We start from the raw sequence: 22,236 nt of genomic DNA on the forward strand, positions 1-22,236 counted from the left end.
TGCCGCTGTCCTTCGAAGCGTCGGAGGCCCAAACCGTCTCGGCGACACTGGGATTGACCTCGTTGCGGGCGGGGCTGGGCGGCGGCGGGTCCAGCGGATACGGCCGTGGCTGGGCCGGCGGCCGTCCACCCTGCGGTGCGGGTTGCGCCGGTGCGGGCTGGCCGGGCGGCGCCTGCCCCGGCGGCGGGGCGAGGCCCGGGGGCGGCGCCTGCCCCGGCGCAGGCTGGCCCGGCGGCGGCGCCTGCCCGGGCGGGGGCGCCTGCGGCGCGGGCTTGGGCTGGAGCTCCTGCGCCGGCATCGAGTTCAGCACCGGGCGGATGTAGAGACGAGCGGTCTGCCCCAGGTTGCGGGCCTCGTTGCCGTCGTTGCCGGGCACGGTGATCACCAGGTTGTCGCCGTCGACCACGACCTCCGAACCGGAGACGCCCAGCCCCGCCCCGCCGCCCGCGCCCGCGGGGAACGCGCCACCGGCCGACGTGCCGCCGGCCGAGCAGCCCGCGCCCCCGGACCCGCGCAAGGAGCTCGCCGATCGCATCGCCGATGAGAAGAAGTGGCGGCAGAGCACCCGCCAGGGCGTCCAGTTCCTGGCGCTGCAATTCCAGGCGACCCGTTGCGACAAAGAGGACATCCTCGCCGGCAACGACGACCCGAACCTGCCCCTGGTGACCTGCTCGACCGACCACAAGGTGGCGTACCTGCTGGCGCCGTCGATCATCAGCGGCGACCAGATTCAGGACGCCACCTCGGGGATGAACCAGCGCGGCATCGGCTACGTGGTGGACGTGCAGTTCAAGCCGGCGGCCGCCAACACCTGGGCCGACTTCACCGCCGCCCACATCGGCACCCAGACCGCCTTCACGCTGGATTCCCAGGTCGTCAGCGCGCCGATGATCCAGGAAGCCATCCCCGGCGGCCGGACGCAGATCACCGGCGGCGACCCGCCGTTCACGGCCGCGACCGCCAAGCAGCTGGCCAACGTCCTCAAGTACGGCTCGCTGCCGCTGTCCTTCGAAGCGTCGGAGGCCCAAACCGTCTCGGCGACACTGGGATTGACCTCGTTGCGGGCGGGGCTGATCGCGGGTGCCATCGGGCTGGTCCTGGTGTTGCTGTATTCGCTGCTGTACTACCGGGTGCTGGGCCTGCTGACGGCCCTGTCGTTGATCGCTTCCGGCGCAATGGTTTTCGCGATACTGGTGATCCTGGGCCGGCAGATCAACTACACCTTGGACCTCGCCGGTATCGCCGGTCTGATCATCGGTATCGGCACGACGGCGGACTCGTTCGTGGTGTTCTTCGAGCGCATCAAAGACGAGATCCGCGAGGGCCGATCGTTTCGGTCGGCGGTGCCCCGGGGTTGGGTGCGGGCCCGCAAGACGATCGTGTCGGGCAACGCCGTCACGTTCCTGGCCGCCGCGGTGCTGTACGCCCTGGCGATCGGCCAGGTGAGGGGATTCGCCTTCACGTTGGGGCTCACCACGATCCTCGACGTCGTGGTGGTGTTCCTGGTCACCTGGCCGATGATCTACCTGGCGTCCAAGTCGCCGACGTTGGCCAAACCGGCATACAACGGCCTGGGGGCCGTTCAGCAGGTCGCCCGCGAACGCCGGGCTTCGTCGCAAGTGAAGACGGGACGGGGATAGCCCATGAGTGCCTCCAAGGCATCCAAGGACGCGACCGAGATCACCGAGTCCACCGGCGACGCCGCGCAATTGACCGACGGCGGCGCCGGCGAGCCGCGGCACGGCTTCATCTCGCGGCTTTACACCGGCACCGGCGCGTTCGAGGTGATCGGCCGCCGCCGCCTCTGGTACGGGATCAGCGGGGCGATCGTCGCGGTGGCGATACTGTCGATCCTGTTGCGGGGCTTCACCTTCGGCATCGATTTCAAGGGTGGCACCACGGTGTCCTTCCCGCGCGGCACCGTCCAGACGTCGCAGGTGTCCGACGTCTTCAGGAAAACCATCGGCCGGGATCCGGAGTCGGTGGTGATCGTCGGCAACGGCGGGTCCGCGACCGTGCAGATCCGCTCCGAAACGCTGACCAACGACCAGACGGCCAAGCTGCGCAACGCCCTGTTCGATGCCTTCCAGCCCAAGGGCGCGGACGGTAAGCCCAGCAAGCAGGCCATCAGCGACGCGGCAGTGTCGGAGACCTGGGGTGACCAGATCACCAACAAGGCGCTGATCGCGCTGGTGGTGTTCCTGGCGTTGGTCAGCCTGTACATCACGGTCCGATACGAGCGGTACATGGCCGTCTCCGCGCTGACGACGATGGTTTTCGACCTGACCGTCACCGCGGGGGTGTACTCGCTGGTCGGTTTCGAAGTCACCCCGGCCACCGTCATCGGCCTGCTGACGATCCTCGGTTTCTCCCTCTACGACACCGTCATCGTGTTCGACAAGGTCGAGGAGAACACCCACGGCTTCCAGCACACCACCCGCCGCACGTTCGCCGAGCAGGCCAACCTGGCGATCAACCAGACATTCATGCGCTCGATCAACACCAGCCTGATCGGTGTGCTGCCGGTGCTGGCGCTGATGGTGGTGGCGGTGTGGCTGTTGGGCGTCGGCACGCTCAAGGACCTGGCGCTGGTCCAGCTGGTCGGCATCATCGTCGGCACCTACTCGTCGATCTTCTTCGCCACCCCGCTGCTGGTCACACTGCGCGAGCGCACGGAGCTGGTGCGCACGCACACCCGCCGCGTCACGCGCCGCCGCAAGGGCGGCGCCGAACCCGCGGAGGAGACCAAGGCCGCGGAGGAGCCGAAGGCCGCCGAGGACGACTCGGCGTCGACGGCGAGCACCGCGTCCGCGCCGTCCGACAAGCCCGCACCGAGCAAGCCGGCGCCGGGCGCGCGCCCGGCGCGCCCGACCGGGACCCGGCGTCCGAGCGGCAAGCGAAACGCCGGCCGGCGGTAGTCGCCATGGCCGCCAGGTATCGCCTCGCTTGGGGCGCTATCGGTTTGGCCGCAATGCTCGTCGCGGCCGTCACGCTGGCCGCGTGCTCGGGCAGCGCCGCCTCCCAGATCGACTACGTGGTCGACGGGCGGCTGGTCACCTACAACACCAACACCGTCGTCGGCGCGGCGTCCGCAGGCGCGCAGGCCTTCGCCCGCACGCTCGCCGGCTTCAGCTACCACGGCCCGGACGGGCAGACCGTCGCCGACCGTGACTTCGGCACGGTGTCGGTGGTGGGCGGCTCGCCGTTGGTTCTCGACTACCAGATCGCCGACAACGCGGTGTACTCCGACGGCAAGCCGGTCACCTGCGACGACCTGGTGCTGGCGTGGGCCGCCCAGTCCGGCCGGTACCCGGACTTCAACGCCGCCACCCAGGCTGGCTACCTCGACATCGCCAACGTCGAGTGCCTGCCCGGGCAGAAGAAGGCCCGGGTGTCGTTCATCCCGGACCGCGGCGTCGTCGACTACAACCAGCTGTTCACCGCCACCACGCTGATGCCGTCGCACGTCATCGCCGACCAGCTGCACATCGACGTGACCGCCGCGCTGCTGAGCAACAACACCCAGCTGGTCCAGCAGATCGCCAGGCTGTGGAACACCATCTGGGACCTCAAGCCCGGGCTGGACCTCAAGAACTTCCCGTCGTCGGGCCCGTACAAGATCGAACGCGTCCTGGACGGCGGCGCGGTGGTGCTCGTCGCCAACGACCGCTGGTGGGGTCCCAAGGCCATCACCAAGCGCATCACCGTGTGGCCGCAGGGCCCCGACATCCAGGACCGTGTCAACAACCGCAGCGTCGACGTCGTCGACGTGGCGGCGGGCTCGTCGGGAACGCTGACAACCCCGGACAACTACGTTCGCGCCGATTCGCCGTCGGCCGGCATCGAGCAACTGATCTTCGCCCCGCAGGGTCCGCTCTCGCAGCCCAAGGCCCGGCGCGCGCTCGCGCTGTGCACGCCCCGCGACACCCTCGCACGCGACGCGGGGGTGCCGATCGCCAATTCGCGCCTCAACCCCGCCGCCGACGACCCCGCCACTGCCGGCGACGGCGCCGCCGAGGCCGCCCAGTTCGCCAAGGCCGACCCCGCCGCCGCCCGCGCCGCGCTCGGCGGCGCGCCGACGACGGTGCGGATCGGCTATCCGGGGCCCAACGCGCGGCTCGCGGTCAACGTCGGGGTGATCACCAAATCCTGCGCCGCGGCCGGTATCACCGTCGTCAACGTCGCCCTGGACACCTCCGGGCCGCAGGCCCTCAAGGACGGGAAGATCGACGTGCTGCTGGCCAGCACCGGCGGCGCCACCGGCAGCGGGTCGACGGGGTCGTCGGCGATGGACGCCTACGACCTGCACAGCGGCAACGGCAACAACCTGTCCGGCTACTCGAACCCGCAGATCGACAGCGCCATCGGGGCGCTGGCGGTGTCGGCCGACCCCGCCGAACGCGTCCGGCTGCTGGGTGAGGCGGCGCCGGTACTGTGGGGCGACATGCCCACGTTGCCCCTCTACCGGCAGCAACGCACGCTCCTGATGTCGAAGAAGATGTACGCGGTGAGCAAGAACCCGACGCGCTGGGGCGCGGGCTGGAACATGGATCGATGGGCGCTGGTGCAGTGACGAGCGTCGGCGGGACCTCGTCGGTGGCGGACGTCATCGCCTCGCTGCTGCGCGAGGTCTCGGACTTCCCCAAGCCGGGGGTCCAGTTCAAGGACCTCACCCCGTTGTTCGCCGACCCGCGGGGGCTGACGGCGGTCACCGACGCGCTGGCCGAGATCGCGTCCGGCGCCGACCTGGTGGCCGGGATCGACTCCCGCGGGTTCCTGGCCGCGGCGGCCGTCGCCGACCGCCTGCGCACGGGCGTGCTTGCCATCCGCAAGGGCGGAAAGCTGCCCCCGCCGGTGCACGCCGAGCACTACGACCTGGAGTACGGCAGCGCCACGCTGGAGATCCCCGCGGACGGCATCGACTTACGGGGACGCCACGTGGTGATCATCGACGACGTGCTGGCCACCGGGGGCACCCTGGCCGCGGCCGCTCGGCTGCTGGAACGCACCGGCGCCACGGTGATCGCGGCGGCGGTGGTCCTCGAATTGGCCGCGCTCGGGGGCCGTCGGGCGGTCGCGGACCTGCGCGTGCACAGCCTGAGGCGGGTCTAGCCGGCCAACCGCGCGATATCCTCGAGGTCGGAGGTGACATCGTGGCGGACGAGAAGAGCGCGGCGCAGGCGCTTGACGCGCCCACTGACGTCGCGGAGTCCCTGCTGGTCGGGGAGGCGGTCACGGCCCAGGCAGCCGAGCCGCCGGAGCAGCCGACCGAGACGCTGAAGACGTCCAGCAGCGCGTCGCGCCGGGTGCGGGCCAGGCTGGCCCGCCGGATGACCTCCCAGCGCACCACGCTCAACCCGGTGCTGGAACCGCTGGTGGCGGTGCACCGCGAGATCTATCCGAAGGCGAACCTGTCGCTGCTGCAGCGCGCGTTCGAGGTCGCCGACGAGCGGCACGCCACGCAGTTGCGCCACTCCGGCGACCCCTACATCACCCACCCGCTGGCCGTCGCGAACATCCTCGCCGAATTGGGCATGGACACCACGACTTTGGTGGCCGCGCTGCTGCACGACACCATTGAGGACACCGGCTACACGCTCGAGCAGATGTCCGAGGAGTTCGGCGACGAGGTGGCGCACCTCGTCGACGGCGTGACCAAGCTGGATCGGGTGGTGCTGGGCACCGCGGCCGAGGGCGAGACCATCCGCAAGATGATCACCGCGATGGCCCGCGACCCCCGGGTGCTGGTGATCAAGGTCGCCGACCGGCTGCACAACATGCGCACCATGCGCTTCCTGCCGCCGGAGAAGCAGGCCCGCAAGGCCCGCGAGACGCTGGAAGTCATTGCGCCCCTTGCTCACCGGCTGGGCATGGCGAGCGTCAAGTGGGAATTGGAAGACCTGTCGTTTGCGATCCTGCACCCGAAGAAGTACGACGAGATCGTCCGGCTGGTCGCCGGCCGCGCCCCGTCGCGGGACACCTACCTGGCCAAGGTCCGCGCCGAGATCACCAACACCCTGGGCGCCTCGAAGATCAAGGCTGTCGTGGAGGGGCGGCCCAAGCACTACTGGTCCATCTACCAGAAGATGATCGTCAAGGGACGGGACTTCGACGACATCCACGACCTGGTCGGCATCCGCATCCTGTGCGACGAGATCCGGGACTGCTATGCCGCTGTCGGCGTGGTGCATTCGCTGTGGCAGCCGATGGCGGGCCGGTTCAAGGACTACATCGCCCAGCCGCGATACGGCGTCTACCAGTCGCTGCACACCACCGTCGTCGGGCCCGAGGGCAAGCCGCTCGAGGTGCAGATCCGCACCCGGGACATGCACCGCACCGCCGAATACGGCATCGCCGCGCACTGGCGCTACAAGGAAGCCAAGGGCCGCAACGGCGTTCCGCACCCGCACGCCGCCGCCGAGATCGACGACATGGCCTGGATGCGCCAGCTGCTCGACTGGCAGCGGGAGGCCGCCGACCCCGGCGAGTTCCTGGAGTCGTTGCGTTACGACCTTGCGGTGCAAGAGATCTTCGTGTTCACCCCCAAGGGTGATGTGATCACCCTGCCCAACGGGTCGACGCCGGTGGACTTCGCCTACGCCGTGCACACCGAGGTCGGTCACCGCTGCATCGGGGCGCGGGTCAACGGCCGGCTGGTGGCGCTGGAGCGCAAGCTGGAAAACGGCGAGGTCGTCGAGGTCTTCACGTCGAAGGCACCCAACGCCGGCCCGTCGCGGGACTGGCAGCAGTTCGTGGTGTCGCCGCGCGCCAAGGCGAAGATCCGGCAGTGGTTCGCCAAGGAGCGGCGTGAGGAGGCGTTGGAAGCCGGCAAGGAGGCGATGGCGCGCGAGGTGCGCCGGGGCGGACTTCCCTTGCAGCGCTTGGTCAATGGCGAATCCATGGCGGCGGTCGCCCGCGAATTGCACTACACCGACGTGTCCGCGCTCTACACCGCGATCGGCGAGGGCCACGTGTCGGCCCGGCACGTGGTGCAGCGGCTGCTCGCCGAGCTCGGCGGGATCGACCAGGCCGAAGAGGATCTGGCCGAGCGGTCCACGCCGACGACCATGCTGCGCCGCCCGCGCAGCAGCGACGACGTCGGCGTCTCGGTCCCCGGCGCCCCGGGGGTGCTGTCCAAGCTGGCCAAGTGCTGCACGCCGGTGCCGGGCGACCAGATCATGGGGTTCGTCACGCGCGGTGGGGGAGTGAGCGTGCACCGCACCGACTGCACCAATGCGGCGTCGCTGCAACAGCAGTCCGAGCGGATCATCGAGGTGCACTGGGCGCCGTCGCCGTCGTCGGTGTTCCTGGTGGCCATCCAGGTCGAGGCGCTCGACCGGCACCGGTTGCTCTCCGACGTCACGCGGGTGCTGGCCGACGAGAAGGTCAACATCCTGTCGGCGTCGGTCACCACCTCCGGTGACCGCGTGGCGATCAGCCGGTTCACCTTCGAGATGGGCGACCCCAAACACCTGGGCCACCTGCTCAACGTGGTGCGCAACGTCGAAGGCGTCTTCGACGTCTACCGCGTGACATCCGCGGCGTAAGGGGCGCGCGCCCCGCCGCGAGTCCTGTCAGCCGATGCGCACGGAGTTGATGGTGACCGGGTTGGTGGGGGCGCCGCTCTGCCGATTGCCGGCGATGCCGGCCTCGGCGACCTTGTCCACGACCGCAAGACCGGCCTGGCTGATGGTGCCGAGCACGGTGCTCGTCGGCTGCATTTCGGAGTCCCGGAAAACGAGGGAGAACTGGCTGCCGTTGGTGTTCGGCCCGTCGACGGCCATGATCACGGTGCCGCGCGGATAGAGCACGGTCGCCCGGAGGCCGGGGTCCCCGGCCGGGTATTGGTTGGTCGGGTACTCGTCGGCGAATTGGTAGCCGGGGCCGCCGGAGCCGTCGGACTCGGGACCGCCGCACAGCAGCGATCCGCCGTCGGTGGAGTTGATCAGCCGGGCGCATTGGGTGTTGTCGAAGAACTGCTGCTTGGCCAGGCTGACGAAACTGTTTACCGCGCAGGGGGATTCGGAGTTGGCAAGCTGGATGCCGATGTCACCGAAGTTGGTGGAGATGGTGGCCGCGATTTCCGCGGGTTCGGTGGAGACCCTCCCGGACGGGGGAGGGCTGACGGGTTTGACGATGGTGTCCGCTGCGCTGGGGTACTGGCAGTTGGCGCCCGGATCGGCCGGCGGCGCGAACGCCGGCAACGGGGGCACCGTCGCCATGGCCTGCCCGGTCGGACCGGAGGTTGATCCCGGCCGGCCGGGCACCCGGGCGCGGGACGCGCTGGTGGACGCCGCGCTGTTGGCGGAGCCGTCGTTCTGGGTGACCAGCGCGATGACCAGCGCCACCACCGCGGCCAGCGCCAGCGTGGACGCGCCGACGATACCCAGCAGCAGACGCCGGGAGTGGGTGGGGGCGCGATACGCCGACTGCGGGTCCGGACTGGGGCCGGTCGGGGGGTAGTCCTGCGTGGGCGGCCCGGCGGTCGGAGGCGGCGGCGCGGCCGGCGCCTGCGGCGGATTCCATGCCGCGCTCCCGGCCGGGGCGGCCAACGCGGCCCTGGCGGCCTCGGCAAGTTCCATCGCCGACTGATAGCGCTGTTCAACGTCTTTGGCCATCCCGCGGGCGACCACGGCGTCGAGGGCCGGGGAGACGCCGGCCACGGTTGCCGACGGCCGCGGCGGCGGCGTGTTGAGGTGCGCGTTGAGTTGCTCCTCGAGGCTCTCGCCGGCGTAGGGGCGCTTGCCGGTCAGGCACTCGTGCAGCACGCAGGCCAACGAATACACGTCGGCGCGGTGATCCGTTGCGCCCCTGAATCGCTCGGGCGCCATGTAGGCGACGGTGCCCATCGTGTGACCGGTCTGCGTGAGCGACGTGTCGGCCAGCGTGCGGGCGATGCCGAAGTCGATCAGGTAGACGAAGTCCCGCGCCTTGGTGACCAAGATGTTCTTCGGCTTGATGTCGCGATGGACCAGCCCGGCCTGGTGGGCGCTGTCGAGCGCCGCGGCCACCTGTTCGACCACCGCGACCGCGCGCTCGGGCGACAGGCGTCCACCGTTTTCGGCGATGTACTGCAACAGGTCGCGGCCCTCGATCAGCCGCATGTCGACATAGAGCCGTCCGTCGATCTCCCCGTAACTGTGGATGGGCACCACATGCGGGTCGTTCAGGCTCGCCGCGATGCGCGCCTCCCGGCGGAATCGTTGCTGAAACTCCTGATCCTCCGCCATGTTCGGCGGCAGCACCTTGAGGGCGACGACCCGGTCGGTGGCGGCGTCGTAGGCGCGGTACACCTCGCCCATGCCGCCACGCCCAAGCACATCCAGCAATTGGTAATGCCCGAAGGATTCTGACCCCACGCCACGACCTTAAGCGGTGGACCGCCCGCGGGTCGCGCGATCTCGCCAATCGGCGTTGTGCTGCTTGGCTTTAGTCGAGCAACAGCGAGGTGATGGTGACTTCGGAGGCCGGGGCGCCATCCTCGCCGCCGCCGGCCACGCCGGCTTTGGCGATCTTGTCCAGCGTCGCCAGCCCGTCGGGCTGAATGGTGCCGAAGACGGTGTACTGGGGCGGCAGCTGGGAGTCCTTGTACACCATGAAGAACTGGCTGCCGTTGGTGCCGGGCCCGGCGTTGGCCATCGCCAGGGTGCCGCGCGGGTAGAGGACGGGTTGCTGCGCCTTCGGATCGTTCGGCGGGTACTGGTCGGTCGGATATTCGTTGGCGAACTGGTAGCCCGGGCAGCCGGTGCCGTCGCCCTTGGGATCACCGCATTGCAGGACGCCCAGGTCCGCGGACGTGGTCAGCCGGTGGCACTTGGTGTTGTCGAAGTATTTCTGACCGATCAGGCTCGCGAAACTGTTTACCGTGCAAGGGGATTCGTTGTTGGCCAGCATGAGCCCGATCCGGCCCTGGTTGGTCACCATGCTGGCGCTCACCTGGGCCGGGTCGGTTGGCACCTTGCCGGTGCGCGGCGGCTTGACCTGCTTGGCGGCCGGTTCCGGTGACGCCGGGTACTGGCAGTTGGCGCCGAGGTCGGCCGACGGCTTGAACGCCGGCAACGGCGGAACGGGCGGCGTCGGCCCGGCGGGCGTGGTGGTCTCCGGGGAGCTGCTGGGGGCCGAGGTGGTGGAGCTGGCCGCGCTGTTGCTCTTGTGCTCGTGCTTGGTGTTGATCACGGCGAGCACCAGCGCGACGACCACGGCGACGGCCACCAGCGAGCCGGCGGCGATCACCACGATCCGGCGCATCTTGGCTTGCTTCGCGCGGCGCTCCAGCTGCCGTTCGAGCTTGCGCTTGGCGTTGGCACGTCGCTGTTCGTTGGTCGGCACGGCCGTATGCCTCCATGGTCGGTAGGTCGGGGGCCCGCAAAAGGCGTCGGTGGCCAGCTCAGGCTAATGTGGGCGCCGCGACCGGTGTCAAGTGGGGCCCGTGGGAAACTGGGAGCCGTGTTGATCACCGGATTTCCCGCCGGCATGTTGCAGTGCAACTGCTATGTGCTGGCTGAGCGGCCGGGAACGGACGCCGTCATCGTGGATCCGGGGCAACGGGTGATGGGCCCGTTGCGGCGCATCCTCGACGAGAACCGGCTGACCCCGGCCGCGGTCTTGCTGACCCACGGGCACATCGACCACATGTGGTCCGCGCAGAAGGTGTCCGACACCTACGGCTGCCCGACCTTCATCCACCCCGAGGACCGGTTCATGCTGAAAGACCCGATCTACGGCCTGGGCCCGCGGGTGGCCCAGCTGGTGGCGGGCGCCTTCTTCCGCGAACCCAAGCAGGTCGTCGAGCTGGACCGCGACGGCGACAAGCTCGACCTGGGCAGCGTGACCGTCAACGTCGACCACACCCCGGGGCACACCCGCGGGTCGGTGGTCTTCCGGGTGTCGTCCGACAAGGACGACAAAGACTATGTGTTCACCGGCGACACCCTGTTCGAACGCTCGGTGGGGCGCACCGACCTGCACGGCGGCAGCGGCCGCGACCTGCTGACCTCGATCGTGACCAAACTGCTGGTGCTCGATGACGACACGGTGGTGCTGCCCGGGCACGGCAACGCCACCAGTATCGGCGCCGAGCGCCGCTTCAACCCGTTCATCGAAGGCCTGAGCCCGTGACCGAGTTCTCGTCGTTTTCCGGGCCCAAGGGGGTGCCCGACTACGTGCCGCCCGAGTCGGCCCAGTTCGTGGCGGTGCGCGACGGGTTGCTGACCGCCGCTCGCCGGGCCGGCTACGGCGACATCGAGCTGCCCATCTTCGAGGACACCGCGCTGTTCGCCCGCGGCGTCGGGGAATCCACCGACGTGGTGTCCAAGGAGATGTACACGTTCGCCGACCGCGGCGACCGCTCGGTGACATTGCGGCCCGAGGGCACCGCGGGGGTGGTGCGCGCGGTGATCGAGCATGGGCTGGACCGCGGAGCGTTGCCGGTCAAACTCTGTTACGCGGGGCCGTTTTTCCGCTACGAGCGTCCGCAGGCCGGCCGCTATCGGCAGCTGCAACAGGTGGGCGTGGAGGCGATCGGCGTCGACGACCCTGCGCTGGACGCCGAGGTGATCGCGGTCGCCGACGCCGGCTTCCGGTCGCTGGGGCTCGACGGGTTCCGCCTGGAGATCACCTCGCTGGGCGACGACAGCTGCCGCCCGCAATATCGGGAACTGTTGCAGGAGTTCCTGTTCGGGCTGGACCTCGACGACGAAACCCGCAGGCGCGCCGAGATCAACCCGCTGCGGGTGCTCGACGACAAGCGCCCCGCGGTGCGGGCCATGACGGCCGGCGCGCCGGTGTTGCTCGACCACCTGTCCGACGTCGCCAAGCAGCACTTCGACACCGTGCTGGCCCACCTGGACGCGCTCGGCGTGCCGTACGTTATCAACCCGCGCATGGTGCGCGGCCTGGACTACTACACGAAGACCACCTTCGAGTTCGTGCACGACGGGCTGGGTGCGCAATCGGGCATCGGCGGCGGCGGCCGCTACGACGGCCTGATGCGCGAGCTCGGCGGCCAGGACCTGTCCGGGATCGGGTTCGGGCTCGGCGTGGACCGCACGCTGCTGGCGCTGCGCGCCGAGGGCAAGAGCGTGGGGGAGACCGCGCGCTGCGAGGTGTTCGGGGTGCCGCTGAGCGAGCAGGCCAAGCTGAAGCTGGCGGTGCTGGCCGCGCGGCTGCGTGCCGGCGGGGCCCGCGTCGACATGGCCTACGGCGACCGGGGTCTCAAGGGCGCGATGCGCGCGGCCGACCGTTCGGGCGCCCGTGTTGCGCTCGTGCTCGGCGACCGCGACATCGACGCGGGCACGGTCGGGGTGAAGGACCTCGCGACGGGCGAGCAGGTTTCAGTGCCCGCCGATTCGGTTGTCGCCGAAGTTCTTTCGCGACTCGGGCGGTAGTGCTATTTCTTGCTCGGAATGACGATGACGACGATCAGGGTGAGGATCGAGAAAAACAGCCCGAGAATTCCCCAGCCCAGCGGGTTGCGTCCCTTCATCATTGCGATTAATCCGCACACAATTGCGGCGATGACGCTGCCGATGGCGACGAAAATTCCCTTGATGCCGCGGAGGATAAAGCCCGCGGCGACCGGGTCCGAACTCGCCAGGATCACCGAATGCAACATGTCAGGTCCTTTCGTGAGGGGCCCTGTCTTGATACCCGCCCGAATGCGGGATAAAACCGCGGCCTGTTTTATGCGCTAAACCGGAAAGGCGGTTATCCGCGCGGATAACCGCGCCGGACCGTGCGATCCAGAATGCCCAGGGTGGCCCGCAATGCGCCTTCGGATAGAATCGGGAAAATCCCGGCTTCGCGCCACTTCGGGTCGATGTTCGACCAGTCGTAGAACGAGGTGACCACGGTGGCCGAGCCGTCTTCGGTCGGGTGCAGTTCGTAGCCGTAAACGTGGCCGATCGGCGGCTGAATCTGGCCGAGGACCGTCCACGCGATCAGGCGGTCCCGCTCGAATTCCTTGATGTCGACGGTGACGTCATATTTGCCGAATTGCGGAAAATCGTTCAAGGCCTCGCGGTCCATGTGGACGACGAATTGGTCGCCGACACCGTTTACCGGGGCGCCCTCCGCGTCCTGAAGCATTCCGGACGAGTCGATCGCGACGTGGCCCTGCGGGTCACACAGCACGGCGAAAATGTCCGCCGGCGGGGCCGCAATCGTGCGCTGAACCTCGATGCGTTCGGTCATCATTTCCTCGCAGCCGTCGTGGATACGACACGATCGTCGCTCACTCTACGACTCGGCTGCCGCGCGCCGACGCCGATCCGCGCGGAGCGCGCGATGGGGTGGGGTTCATCAGCCGTCCGTGCGCCCTGCGCGACTACGGCAATCAGGCGTCATTCGCCGATCGGGCACGCGCGGCGTGGCGGGAGGCGGGCCGGTCAGGGCAGCCGCGGCTGCACGCCAGCGTGAACTTCGCGTTCGGCGATGAGGACACCGTCGGGCTCGGCCGGGAGCATCTGCGGCGCTACTACGGATTCAAACCGGACTACGCAGCGCTCAACGTCGCCGACATGGTGACCACCCCGCAGGACGCGGCGGCCACCGTGCGCGCCTACCGCGACCTCGGTTTCGATGGGCTGGTGTTCCATCCCAGCGTCGCGGCGCTCGACCAGGTGGATCGCCTCGCCGACGCCGTCCTCTGAACCGCCGCGCCCGAGACCATGTCATCTCGCACCGGGCACCCGTTCGTCGTCCGCGCCGACGACTTCCCAGTCTTTGAGGTTGGCGACGGGACCGAAGAGATCGGTTGGCACGTCGGGCGATAACGGCTTGCCGCGTAGGACTCGATGAGGCCAGTCGCGGTTGGCAAGCGCCGGTTTGGCCAGGGCGACCACATCGGCGGCGCCCGAGTCGATGATGGCGGCGGCGTCGCGCGGGTCGTCCAGATGGCCGTTGGCGATTACCGGCAGCTTGCTGAATTGCTTTGCCAGCTGCGCGAGCGAGCTGTCGCTTCCGGCGAATGCTGGTGCCAGCGCGCGATATTCGGTGGTGTGGATGTAGTCGATGCCGGTCTCGCCCAGCGTGCCGAAGATGACGGCCGCGTCCTCCTCGTCGCCGGCCCACCGATGGTGGTTGTCGGAGACCTTTCCCTGGGAGATCCGGATGCCGACGGCGATGTCGTCACCGACGGCCGACGCGACGTCGTGGCAGACCTCGGCCGCCAGGCGTACCCGACCGGCGGTATCGCCGCCGTACTCGTCGGTGCGCGTATTCAGATAGTCGGTGAGAAATTCGTCGAGCAGATAGCCGTTGGCTCCGTGGATCTCCACGCCGTCGAACCCGGCGTCGCGCGCCTGCCGCGCCGCATTCACGAACGCCCCGCGGACTTGGTTGATGTGCTCGGCGGTCATCGCTTGGGGAATCTTGAACGGACCCGCACCCCGGTACATGGGCAGCTGATCGCCTTTCGGCCGAACTGCGGACGGCCCCCAGGTGATCGGCGTGTGCGGGTTGCCTTGCGACTGGCTGCCGGCGTGCATGAGCTGGGCGAAAAATTTGGCCCCGCAGTTGTGCACGCCGTCGATGACCGGTCGCCAGCCGGCCGCGTGAGCTGCGTTCGCGATGCCCGGCTGGAACAGGTACCCCTGGCTGGTCTGATCGTCGATGTAAAGCCCTTCGGTGATCAACAGCGCGAAGCCGCCCTCGGCGAAAATGCGGTAGTAGGACGCGATCCGGTCGGTGGGCACGCCGTCGGCCGTCGCGCTCACTCGCGTCATGGGCGCCAGCGCGACCCGGTTGGTGAGGGCGACGTTGCCGATGGTTGCCGCCTGGAAGAGCGTCTGATGTGGTGGGCGAATTCGGTCGGGCACAGGTCATCCATTTACGTGTCGGTAATACGGGGTCGTGATGGGCGCTACCGTCAGGAGCGCTGCCCATGGTCTCGACGAAGCTGAACGAGATTCACGGCGGCCAACAGCATGAAAACCAGGGGGATGATGGGAGGCTTTACTTTGAGCGGGAGGACATTGGCGGGCACCTCCGGGTGCACGTGCACATAGGTGGCGCCCGCCATGTTGGCGATCAGCCCGGCCGAGGCGGCGGACGCGATCGGGCCGACGAGATTCGAGGTCTCCCGCCCGACGCGGGCGGCCGAAAGCAGGCCCAGCCCGATGGATATCTCCCCGGCGATACCCATGGGAATGCAGAGTCGCGGCAGCCCGCTTTTTGTGATCTGGACGTCGAACCACGAACGAAATGGGTCGAAGAACTTCAAGAACCCAAACAAGAACATCGTCGAACCCAGGAACATCGAATTATATTTCACGGCCTTGTTATCCGATATCGGCGTCATGATTCCTCCCTCGCAGGGTGGACCCCGCCGCGACCGGCGTCGGGAGCGGTTCGGTGCGGGGGCATGTCGCCTTGTTCGCGGGTCGGGCAGTCCACGCGAAAATTGTGCTGAAGCCAAAATGGACTATCAAGTCCAATCCGCTTTACACTTCGCGCATGTCATCAGAGGAGCGCCCCGGCGCCGGGCGCCTGACGACTCGCGGTGCCGCGACCAGGGCCCGCATCGTCGCCGCCGCGGCATCGCTCGTCCGCGGGCAAGGCGTCGCCGGGACGAGTCTGGACGACGTGATGGCGGCGACCGGCACAAGCAAGTCGCAGCTATACCACTACTTCGCCAATAAGGACGCCCTCATCCGCGAGGTTGTGAAGACCCAACTCGGCGACATCATCGCGGCACAGCAGCCCAATCTGGGCGACGTGTCGTCCTGGGAGGGTCTGCAGCGGTGGTGCGACCACGTCGTGGCCATGACCCGCGCGACGCAAGGCGTCGGGGGTTGTCCGTTGGGCTCGCTCGTGGGTGAGCTTGCCGAGCGGTCGGATTCGGCGCGCCGGGAGCTTGCGCAAGCCTTCGCCGAGTGGCAGTCATATCTGTCCGCGGGTTTGGCGACGATGCGCGACAGCGGCGAACTCTCCGCAGCTGCCGACCCTGCCGAGCTCGCATTGGCCATCATGAGTGCGCTGCAAGGCGGACTCCTGATGGCGCAGACGATGCGCAACGCGCGACCTGTCGAGCTCGCCGTGGACATGGCGCTGGGGCACGTCGCTGCCTTCCGTCGCGGTCCGTGAAATCACCTGACGGATCCGGCCTTGGCCGGTTCCGTTGGCGCCGAGATCGTTTCGCGGTTCGCGTGGGAGCGCGGACGGTTGCCGGATGTCAGCTGGGCCCGGGCCAGGCGTGCGACGATGAGCGGTGCTGCGTCTGATGAGGTGATCCGTTCGGTGGTCGGTCGCTATGCGGCTTGGGATTAGGGGTCCTCGTGGTCCACTGTGAGGCGAACGACCGGAGCGACGTTGCGTTGGGCTGCTTGACGTTTTAGTTGCAGCGCAATGTGCGGTCGTCAAGGGCGTGGAGCCGCCCGAAGAGTTTTCAGACCGCAGATCGACCGCGGTTTCTCTACCAGGTGCGTGCAGCTTGCAGCGCCACTGCGACTTGGGCCAGCCAGAAATTGTCGGCCAGCGGCCGTCCGGTGAGTTCGGCGAATCGGCGCAATCGGTAGTTGATGGTGTTGCGGTGACAGTGCAGTTCGTCGGCGGTGGCCGAGACGGACTGGCCGCGCTGCAGCCAGGTGTCGACCGTGGTGAGGAGTGGTTCGCGCCGTTCGGCTGGCAACTCGAGTACTGGTCCCAGTGTGGTTGTCACCACGGATGCGGCGGCGTCTGGCGAGCTGGCGAGCAAGACCGCGATGACGTCGCGGTTGTAGCGGGTGCTCGGGCGACTGTTCGACGAGGCTGACATGGCGACTTGAGCCTGAGCGCGGGCTTTTGAGCAGTCGGCGATGTCGGTGAAGGGGCTGCTGAGGCCAATCATGACGGGGATGTCGGTGCAGATGGTGGCGGCGATGGTGTCCAGCGCGTCCGCGCGGTTTCGTCGAAGCGATACGACCCCCAATTGCGCATGGGACGTGAGACGAAACCACGAGTCCTGAACGGCGGGCTGCGCCGAGATCAGCGTCTCGATGTCCGGAGGTGAATGCTGCACCGAAGGCTCAGCGCTGGTTGCCGAGATGATCGTGAGCTGGCCCGTCCGCGGGAGACCGAGGGCGGCGACCGCGTCCCAGAACGCTGCCCCGATGCTGGATTCGTTGAACAGCACCGTATCGAGGAGGGCGGCACGAACTTGTTCGTTGCGTCGGGCGTTGCGGATGTCGATTTCGCGGAAAACCGCGTGTGCGCGAAGCGAATTGGCGTTCATCCAGGCGAAGATGGACGGTGTCGCCGCGATGAGGGCTTCCTTTTCGATTTCCCCGGTGTCCGCCAGGCGTGCGAGCTCGTCCCAGATGGTCGCCGCGCCGAGGCGGTAGGCGTGCAACAGACTTGACTGCGTCAGACCTTGGCTGGCGCGGTGATGAATGGCGGAATCGAAGCTGTGGTGGCCGGGGTCAGTGCCGCGGTCGATCCATTCGAGCATCTCGTCGAGGTACTCGGCGATGTTGCCCCTAACGGTCTCGCCGTTGTCGTCGTCGATGGGCAAATAGTCGGGTACTTCTGCGCGCAGCCGGGCGAGGACCTTGGTCACGATTGCGCCCGACTGTTGTCGCACGCGATTGGTGAGCACGGTCAGCGGTCGTTGCTGCAACATGTAGCGGATCGTAAATCGCCGCGCCCCGTTGTGCCCCCGCACAGGTTTCGTGATCGTAAATCTGGGCTGCTGTTCATTGTGAAGTTCACGCAGAACGATCACGCTTCTTGCTGTGAACGCCCCCTCCGATCAGACCATCGTTTTGATCCACGGCCTGTGGATGACACCCCTGGCATGGGAGGACTGGGTCGCGCGTTACCGCGCTCGCGGTTTCTCGGTCCTGACACCGGGCTACCCCGGCGTGGCCCCCGGCCCGGCCGGAGTCGCCGCGCTGCGCGAGAACCTCGCACCCTTGGCGGACCTCGGGGTGCGGGAGGTCTTCGACCATCTCGCCGAGATCATCGAGGAACTCGCCGAGCCGCCGATTTTGATGGGCCATTCCTTCGGCGGCACCTTCGTGCAGCTCCTGCTCGATGCCGGCTACGGGCGAGCCGGGGTGTCCATCGACGGTGCCGCCGTCAAAGGCATCAAAGCGCTGCCGTTCTCCGAAGTGCGGGCTACATTCCCGGTATTGAAGAATCCCGCCAACCTGCACCGTGCGGTGCCCATCACGCCCGAGCAGTTCCATTACGCGTTCACCAACACACTCACCGAAGCCGAGTCTGCGAGTGCCTATGAGCGGTACGCGGTTCCAGTACCGGCGCGCATCCTGTTCCAGGGCGGCCTGGCCAACTTCACACACCGCGCGGCCACCACGTACAACTTCGCCAACGACGACCGCGCGCCGCTGCTGTTCATCGCCGGCGGCCACGACCACATCCTGCCGCCTGCTGTGCAGCACGAGAACTACACGAAGAACGCCAAACACTCGGCCGCGATCACCGCCTTCAAGCTCTTCCCTGAGCGAGACCACTTCACTTGCGGCGCACCGGGATGGGAAGAAGTCGCCGACTTCGCCTTGTACTGGGCGCTGAACCCCGTGCCCGGGGAACTCGACTGACTCCTTTCACAACTGCGAACGAAAGCAACGGCCACCCATGACCACAGTGCGCGACGCCATCCTCGACCTGTTCCGCTCACACAATCTGACCACCTGGTTCGGTAACCCCGGCTCCTCGGAATTGGCTCTGCTGCAGGACTTTCCCGACGACTTCCGCTACTTCCTGGGCTTGCAGGAGATGATCCCGGTCGGGATGGCCGACGCCTACGCGCAAGTCACCCGCCGTCCCGCCGTGGTCAACCTGCACACCGCCCCCGGCATGGGTAACGCGCAAGGCCAGATCTACAACGCCTACGTCAACAAGACGCCGCTGATCATCACCGCGGGCAACCAGCGCCGCAACATGCAGAACCAGTACTGCCTGCTGACCAATCACGAACCCACCACCACACCAAAGCCGTTCGTGAAGTGGGCCGCCGAGCCGGCGACCGCCAGCGAGTCCCCGGCCGTGCTGGCCCGGGCCATCCACCTGGCCACCACCCCGCCGATGGGCCCGGTGTTCGTCTCGCTGCCGATGGACGACATGCCGATCGAACTGACCGACGGCCAGCTCGCCGACATCGCGGTGGTGCGCGAACGCACGGTGACCCACGCAACCGGTTTCCCGACCGAGCTGGCCGAGCAGGTCGGCGCACAACTCGACGCCGCCACCTCCCCGGCGATCATTGTGGGCGGCGATATCGACCGCTACGACGCGTATGACGCGGTGATCGAGCTGGCCGAGCGCACCGAATCGCCGGTATACACCGCACCATTGACCGGCTGGAGCGGCTTCCCGGAGAATCACCGGCTCTATCACGGCGCGCTGCCCCCGGGGGCGGGCTGGATCTCCGGGCTGCTCGCGGGCCACGACCTGATCCTCACGATCGGGACGCCGGTGTTCCGCTATTACCCGCTGGTGCCCGGGCCGTACCTGCCCGAGGGCGCTCGCTTGATCCAGATCACCAACGATCCCGACGAGGCCGCCCGCGCCCCCGTCGGTGACGCGATCGTCGCGGACATTCGCGCCGCCACTCGGGCCTTGGCGGCGGCGGTCAAACCCACCCAGCGCTCCGCGCCCGCGCCACGCGCCGCAGTCCCCGAACGGGTTTCGGAGCAGGTGCCGCTGAAGCCCGCGGATCTGTGGACCGCTGTTGCTCACGCCGCACCCGCGGACACGCTATGGGTCAGCGAAGCGGGCAGCAACGAGATCACCATGACCGAAAGCATCCGTCCGGGCAATCCGCGGTCACATCTGTCGGCCGCCGGCGGGGGACTCGGCTGGGGCCTGCCGGCCTCGGTCGGTGCTCAAGTCGCGGCTCCGGACCGGCCGGTCGTGTCGTGCATGGGTGACGGCTCCATCCACTATGCGATCACCGCGCTGTGGAGCGCGGCGCGCTACAACATCCCCCTCACCGTGGTGGTGGCGTCTAACGCCGAATACGGTGTGGTCAAAGAGTTCGGCGTGTGGGAAAAGACCCCGAACGTCCCCGGGCTCGACATCCCCGGCCTCGACATCGTCGCGACCGCGGCCAGCTACGGCGTCGACGCCCACGAAGCGCACAGCTCCGACGAGGTATTCGAACTGGTCAAAGCCGGCATCGCCGACCGCGACCGTCCCACCCTGATCAACGCCCGCACGACACCCGTGCCCGGGGGATTCGGCAGCTAGGAGACTTCTGGTGGACGGCACGATCATTTCGGCGTTCGCCGCGGCGCTTCAGGGCCGCGACGCGGTGGCCGCCGACGAGGCCACCCTGGCCGAACACACCAAAGATTACTGGGGTTTCGGCCGACAACCTGGTCTGGTGTTGCGCCCGCGCAGTCGCGACGACGTCGTCGCCGCCGTCAAAGTTGCTGCTGAACATCATGTTTCGTTGGTTACCCGCGCCGGCGCATCGAACTGCAGTGCCGGAGTCATGGCCGGCGCGGACCGCGTGGTGATCGATCTGACCCAGATGAACCAGATCCTCGACATCAACCCGGCAGCTCGCACGGCTCGGGTCCAGCCCGGTGTCATCAACTTCGATCTGCAACAGCAGCTAGCCCCACACAAACTGGTGTTCTCACCCGACCCGGTATCGGCACATCTGGCTAGCGTCGGCGGCAACATCATCGAAAACGCCGGTGGGCCACACGCTCTCAAGTACGGCGTCACCTACAACCACGTCCTCGGCGTCGAAGCGGTTCTGGCTGATGGCACCGTGATCAACCTCAGCGCGGCCGACGACGGCCCGGATCTGCTCGGGGTGCTGATCGGGTCGGAAGGTACTCTTGCGATCCTCACGGAGGCGACCGTCGCGTTGCGCCCCATTGCGCCGGTCACTCGCAGCCTGATGGGCAGCTTCGACACCGCCCGGGAGGCAGCTGAAACCATCTCCGCGATCATCCGGACCGGGACCGTGCCCGCGGCGGTCGAATGGCTCGACCGAGCCGGCATCAACGGCCTGCAGCAGTTCACCGACACCGGCTATCCCACCGACGCCGACGCGATCGTGCTCATCGACGTCGACGGGACCGCCGCCGAGGTCGACCGCGACGGCGCGATCGTAGAAAAGGTTTTGCGACAACACGCCACCGAGGTGCGCCGCGCCGATGATGACGACGCCCGCGCCAAGCTCTGGTACGGACGCCTGCACGCCCCGGACGCCGTCGTGCACAGCGGCAAAGGCTTCTTCATCGGCGACGTCACCGTTCCGCGCCAACACATTCCGGAGATGCAGCAGGCAATCCAGGACGCCGCCAAACGACACTCGGACGCCCTGCTGTTCATCGCCGTGACCGGACATGCCGGAGACGGGGACCTACACCCGACCACCTTTTACGACAAGGAGAACCCCGACGCGCCCGCGGCTTTGGAAGCCGCCAACAACGAGATCATCGAAGCGGCATTGAAGCTGGATGGCACGATCACCGGCGAGCACGGGGTGGGCACCGAGAAAATCCAATTCATGACGAAACGCTTCACCCCGGTCGAGATCGCCGCGCAACGCATCCTCAAGCGGGTCTTCGATCCCGCGCACACCTTCAACCCCGGCATCATGTTGCCCGAACCCTCACCAGAAGAACCCGCGCTGCCTGCGTTCGAAGCCGCCGTGCGCGCGGCGCTCGAAGGTCATCCGAACACCGCACCGCACGCCGACGGCGACGACACCACGGTCGAGGTCAACACCGGCAACTTGAACCTGGTGGTCGGCGCCGCGGTCACCCTCGGCGACCTGTCGCGCAAACTCCACGAGCAAGGTGTGACCTGCCCGGCCGTCCCAATGGAGGGCCTCGACCGCACCGTCGGCGAACTGATCGCCAACGCGACCGGCCAGGAACGCCTCGAGGTGCGCCACGGGCTGCTCGGCGTCGAGGTCGTCCTCCCCGACGGTGCCGCCGCTGCCCGCTTCGGCGGCCAGAACATGAAAGACGTCGCGGGCTACGACACCAAACGGCTGTTCATCGGCGGGGGAAACGCATTCGGGACGATCACCAGCGCTGTCTTCAAGATCGCGGTCGCACGGTAGACCGATGTCCTGGCAGATGCATGCCATCGCTACCTACGGGCGAGTCGTCCGTCGACCTCGCACCTATGCCACTGCGCGAAGCGCGCGCGCCTATCTCAATCGGCCCAAGAACAGCGGCGGGCCACCGCCTGGGATCGCGACGTCAGCTCGTTACCGTCTGACCCGTGCCACCGTGGGCGGGTTCGATTGCTACACAGTGCAATCGGCGA

Annotated in this window: 18 protein-coding genes and 2 pseudogenes; 13 read left to right on the forward strand and 7 right to left on the reverse strand. The window is 67.9% G+C overall.

Annotated features, from left to right (window positions below):
- The 6 genes and pseudogenes from A5704_RS29670 to A5704_RS01850 all read left to right on the forward strand — a co-directional run.
- Positions 1 to 86: pseudogene (locus A5704_RS29670) on the forward strand (hypothetical protein); the annotation flags it as partial.
- Between the two features lie 115 nt (positions 87 to 201).
- Positions 202 to 1,640: pseudogene (secD, locus tag A5704_RS01830) on the forward strand (protein translocase subunit SecD); the annotation flags it as partial.
- 3 nt (positions 1,641 to 1,643) lie between these two features.
- Positions 1,644 to 2,918 (forward strand): protein translocase subunit SecF, encoded by a 1,275-nt coding sequence (secF, locus tag A5704_RS01835; RefSeq protein WP_067752714.1) that lies wholly within the window; start codon positions 1,644 to 1,646, stop codon positions 2,916 to 2,918.
- A 5-nt stretch (positions 2,919 to 2,923) separates the two neighbouring features.
- On the forward strand, positions 2,924 to 4,573 hold the full coding sequence (locus A5704_RS01840; protein ID WP_067782875.1) for an ABC transporter substrate-binding protein: 1,650 nt from the start codon (positions 2,924 to 2,926) through the stop codon (positions 4,571 to 4,573).
- A complete protein-coding gene (locus A5704_RS01845) occupies positions 4,555 to 5,112 on the forward strand; it encodes an adenine phosphoribosyltransferase (protein WP_067752706.1) in 558 nt (185 codons plus the stop codon). Before A5704_RS01840 ends, A5704_RS01845 begins: the two co-directional genes overlap by 19 nt.
- Before the next feature lie 41 nt (positions 5,113 to 5,153).
- The gene (locus A5704_RS01850) at positions 5,154 to 7,547 is read left to right on the forward strand and encodes a bifunctional (p)ppGpp synthetase/guanosine-3',5'-bis(diphosphate) 3'-pyrophosphohydrolase (RefSeq protein WP_067782869.1); all 2,394 of its coding nucleotides are present in this window, start codon (positions 5,154 to 5,156) and stop codon (positions 7,545 to 7,547) included.
- Between the two features lie 27 nt (positions 7,548 to 7,574).
- On the opposite strand, the gene A5704_RS01855 is transcribed toward A5704_RS01850, so the two are convergent.
- Together A5704_RS01855 and A5704_RS01860 are read right to left on the reverse strand one after the other, a co-directional pair.
- The gene (locus A5704_RS01855; RefSeq protein WP_067887109.1) at positions 7,575 to 9,359 is read right to left on the reverse strand and encodes a protein kinase; all 1,785 of its coding nucleotides are present in this window, start codon (positions 9,357 to 9,359) and stop codon (positions 7,575 to 7,577) included.
- A 70-nt stretch (positions 9,360 to 9,429) separates the two neighbouring features.
- Complete coding sequence (locus tag A5704_RS01860) at positions 9,430 to 10,329, reverse strand: peptidylprolyl isomerase (RefSeq protein ID WP_067887112.1); 900 nt, start codon at positions 10,327 to 10,329, stop codon at positions 9,430 to 9,432.
- A 117-nt stretch (positions 10,330 to 10,446) separates the two neighbouring features.
- Here A5704_RS01860 and A5704_RS01865 point away from each other — a divergent pair, with 117 nt between their 5' ends.
- Both A5704_RS01865 and hisS read left to right on the forward strand, forming a co-directional pair.
- Positions 10,447 to 11,118 (forward strand): MBL fold metallo-hydrolase, encoded by a 672-nt coding sequence (locus A5704_RS01865; protein ID WP_067752693.1) that lies wholly within the window; start codon positions 10,447 to 10,449, stop codon positions 11,116 to 11,118.
- Positions 11,115 to 12,386, forward strand: coding sequence for a histidine--tRNA ligase (gene hisS, locus A5704_RS01870; RefSeq protein ID WP_067752690.1), 1,272 nt, complete (start codon positions 11,115 to 11,117; stop codon positions 12,384 to 12,386). Before A5704_RS01865 ends, hisS begins: the two co-directional genes overlap by 4 nt.
- 2 nt (positions 12,387 to 12,388) lie before the next feature.
- On the opposite strand, the gene A5704_RS01875 is transcribed toward hisS, so the two are convergent.
- Both A5704_RS01875 and A5704_RS01880 read right to left on the reverse strand, forming a co-directional pair.
- A complete protein-coding gene (locus A5704_RS01875; protein WP_067752684.1) occupies positions 12,389 to 12,613 on the reverse strand; it encodes a deoxyribodipyrimidine photolyase in 225 nt (74 codons plus the stop codon).
- Between the two features lie 92 nt (positions 12,614 to 12,705).
- Complete coding sequence (locus A5704_RS01880; protein ID WP_067752746.1) at positions 12,706 to 13,191, reverse strand: SRPBCC family protein; 486 nt, start codon at positions 13,189 to 13,191, stop codon at positions 12,706 to 12,708.
- Between the two features lie 98 nt (positions 13,192 to 13,289).
- Here A5704_RS01880 and A5704_RS01885 point away from each other — a divergent pair, with 98 nt between their 5' ends.
- Positions 13,290 to 13,649, forward strand: coding sequence for a hypothetical protein (locus tag A5704_RS01885; protein ID WP_231968707.1), 360 nt, complete (start codon positions 13,290 to 13,292; stop codon positions 13,647 to 13,649).
- Between the two features lie 21 nt (positions 13,650 to 13,670).
- On the opposite strand, the gene A5704_RS01890 is transcribed toward A5704_RS01885, so the two are convergent.
- Both A5704_RS01890 and A5704_RS01895 read right to left on the reverse strand, forming a co-directional pair.
- Positions 13,671 to 14,816, reverse strand: coding sequence for an NADH:flavin oxidoreductase (locus A5704_RS01890; protein ID WP_197499061.1), 1,146 nt, complete (start codon positions 14,814 to 14,816; stop codon positions 13,671 to 13,673).
- Between the two features lie 50 nt (positions 14,817 to 14,866).
- Positions 14,867 to 15,298, reverse strand: coding sequence for a hypothetical protein (locus A5704_RS01895; protein ID WP_067782198.1), 432 nt, complete (start codon positions 15,296 to 15,298; stop codon positions 14,867 to 14,869).
- Positions 15,299 to 15,453: 155 nt separating this feature from the next.
- On the opposite strand from A5704_RS01895, the gene A5704_RS01900 reads away from it, so the two are divergent.
- Positions 15,454 to 16,083: a TetR/AcrR family transcriptional regulator gene (locus tag A5704_RS01900; protein ID WP_067782203.1), complete on the forward strand. Its 630-nt coding sequence runs from the start codon at positions 15,454 to 15,456 to the stop codon at positions 16,081 to 16,083.
- 328 nt (positions 16,084 to 16,411) lie between these two features.
- Here A5704_RS01900 and A5704_RS01905 read toward each other — a convergent pair whose 3' ends face one another.
- Positions 16,412 to 17,698: a CdaR family transcriptional regulator gene (locus A5704_RS01905; protein ID WP_156670050.1), complete on the reverse strand. Its 1,287-nt coding sequence runs from the start codon at positions 17,696 to 17,698 to the stop codon at positions 16,412 to 16,414.
- A 10-nt stretch (positions 17,699 to 17,708) separates the two neighbouring features.
- Between A5704_RS01905 and A5704_RS01910 the strand changes: the two genes are divergently transcribed.
- Genes A5704_RS01910 through A5704_RS01920 form a run of 3 tightly spaced genes read left to right on the forward strand, consistent with a single transcriptional unit; the run spans position 17,709 to position 22,027 of the window.
- On the forward strand, positions 17,709 to 18,536 hold the full coding sequence (locus A5704_RS01910) for an alpha/beta hydrolase (protein WP_082954746.1): 828 nt from the start codon (positions 17,709 to 17,711) through the stop codon (positions 18,534 to 18,536).
- A gap of 37 nt (positions 18,537 to 18,573) precedes the next feature.
- Positions 18,574 to 20,187 carry a benzoylformate decarboxylase gene (gene mdlC, locus A5704_RS01915; RefSeq protein WP_067752678.1) on the forward strand — a complete coding sequence of 538 codons (1,614 nt, stop codon included), beginning with the start codon at positions 18,574 to 18,576 and terminating at the stop codon, positions 20,185 to 20,187.
- A gap of 10 nt (positions 20,188 to 20,197) precedes the next feature.
- The gene (locus A5704_RS01920; protein WP_369827177.1) at positions 20,198 to 22,027 is read left to right on the forward strand and encodes an FAD-binding oxidoreductase; all 1,830 of its coding nucleotides are present in this window, start codon (positions 20,198 to 20,200) and stop codon (positions 22,025 to 22,027) included.
- Positions 22,028 to 22,236: the final 209 nt, after the last annotated feature.

The sequence above is a fragment of the Mycobacterium sp. E735 genome (assembly GCF_001666955.1).
Lineage (GTDB): Bacteria > Actinomycetota > Actinomycetes > Mycobacteriales > Mycobacteriaceae > Mycobacterium.

Coding starts and splice junctions, on each gene's coding strand:
- secF (WP_067752714.1), top strand. CDS start 1,644: ATGAGTGCCTCCAAGGCATCCAAGGACGCGACCGAGATCACCGAGTCC.
- A5704_RS01840 (WP_067782875.1), top strand. CDS start 2,924: ATGGCCGCCAGGTATCGCCTCGCTTGGGGCGCTATCGGTTTGGCCGCA.
- A5704_RS01845 (WP_067752706.1), top strand. CDS start 4,555: ATGGGCGCTGGTGCAGTGACGAGCGTCGGCGGGACCTCGTCGGTGGCG.
- A5704_RS01875 (WP_067752684.1), bottom strand. CDS start 12,613: ATGTTGCATTCGGTGATCCTGGCGAGTTCGGACCCGGTCGCCGCGGGC.
- A5704_RS01880 (WP_067752746.1), bottom strand. CDS start 13,191: ATGACCGAACGCATCGAGGTTCAGCGCACGATTGCGGCCCCGCCGGCG.
- A5704_RS01895 (WP_067782198.1), bottom strand. CDS start 15,298: ATGACGCCGATATCGGATAACAAGGCCGTGAAATATAATTCGATGTTC.
- A5704_RS01900 (WP_067782203.1), top strand. CDS start 15,454: ATGTCATCAGAGGAGCGCCCCGGCGCCGGGCGCCTGACGACTCGCGGT.
- mdlC (WP_067752678.1), top strand. CDS start 18,574: ATGACCACAGTGCGCGACGCCATCCTCGACCTGTTCCGCTCACACAAT.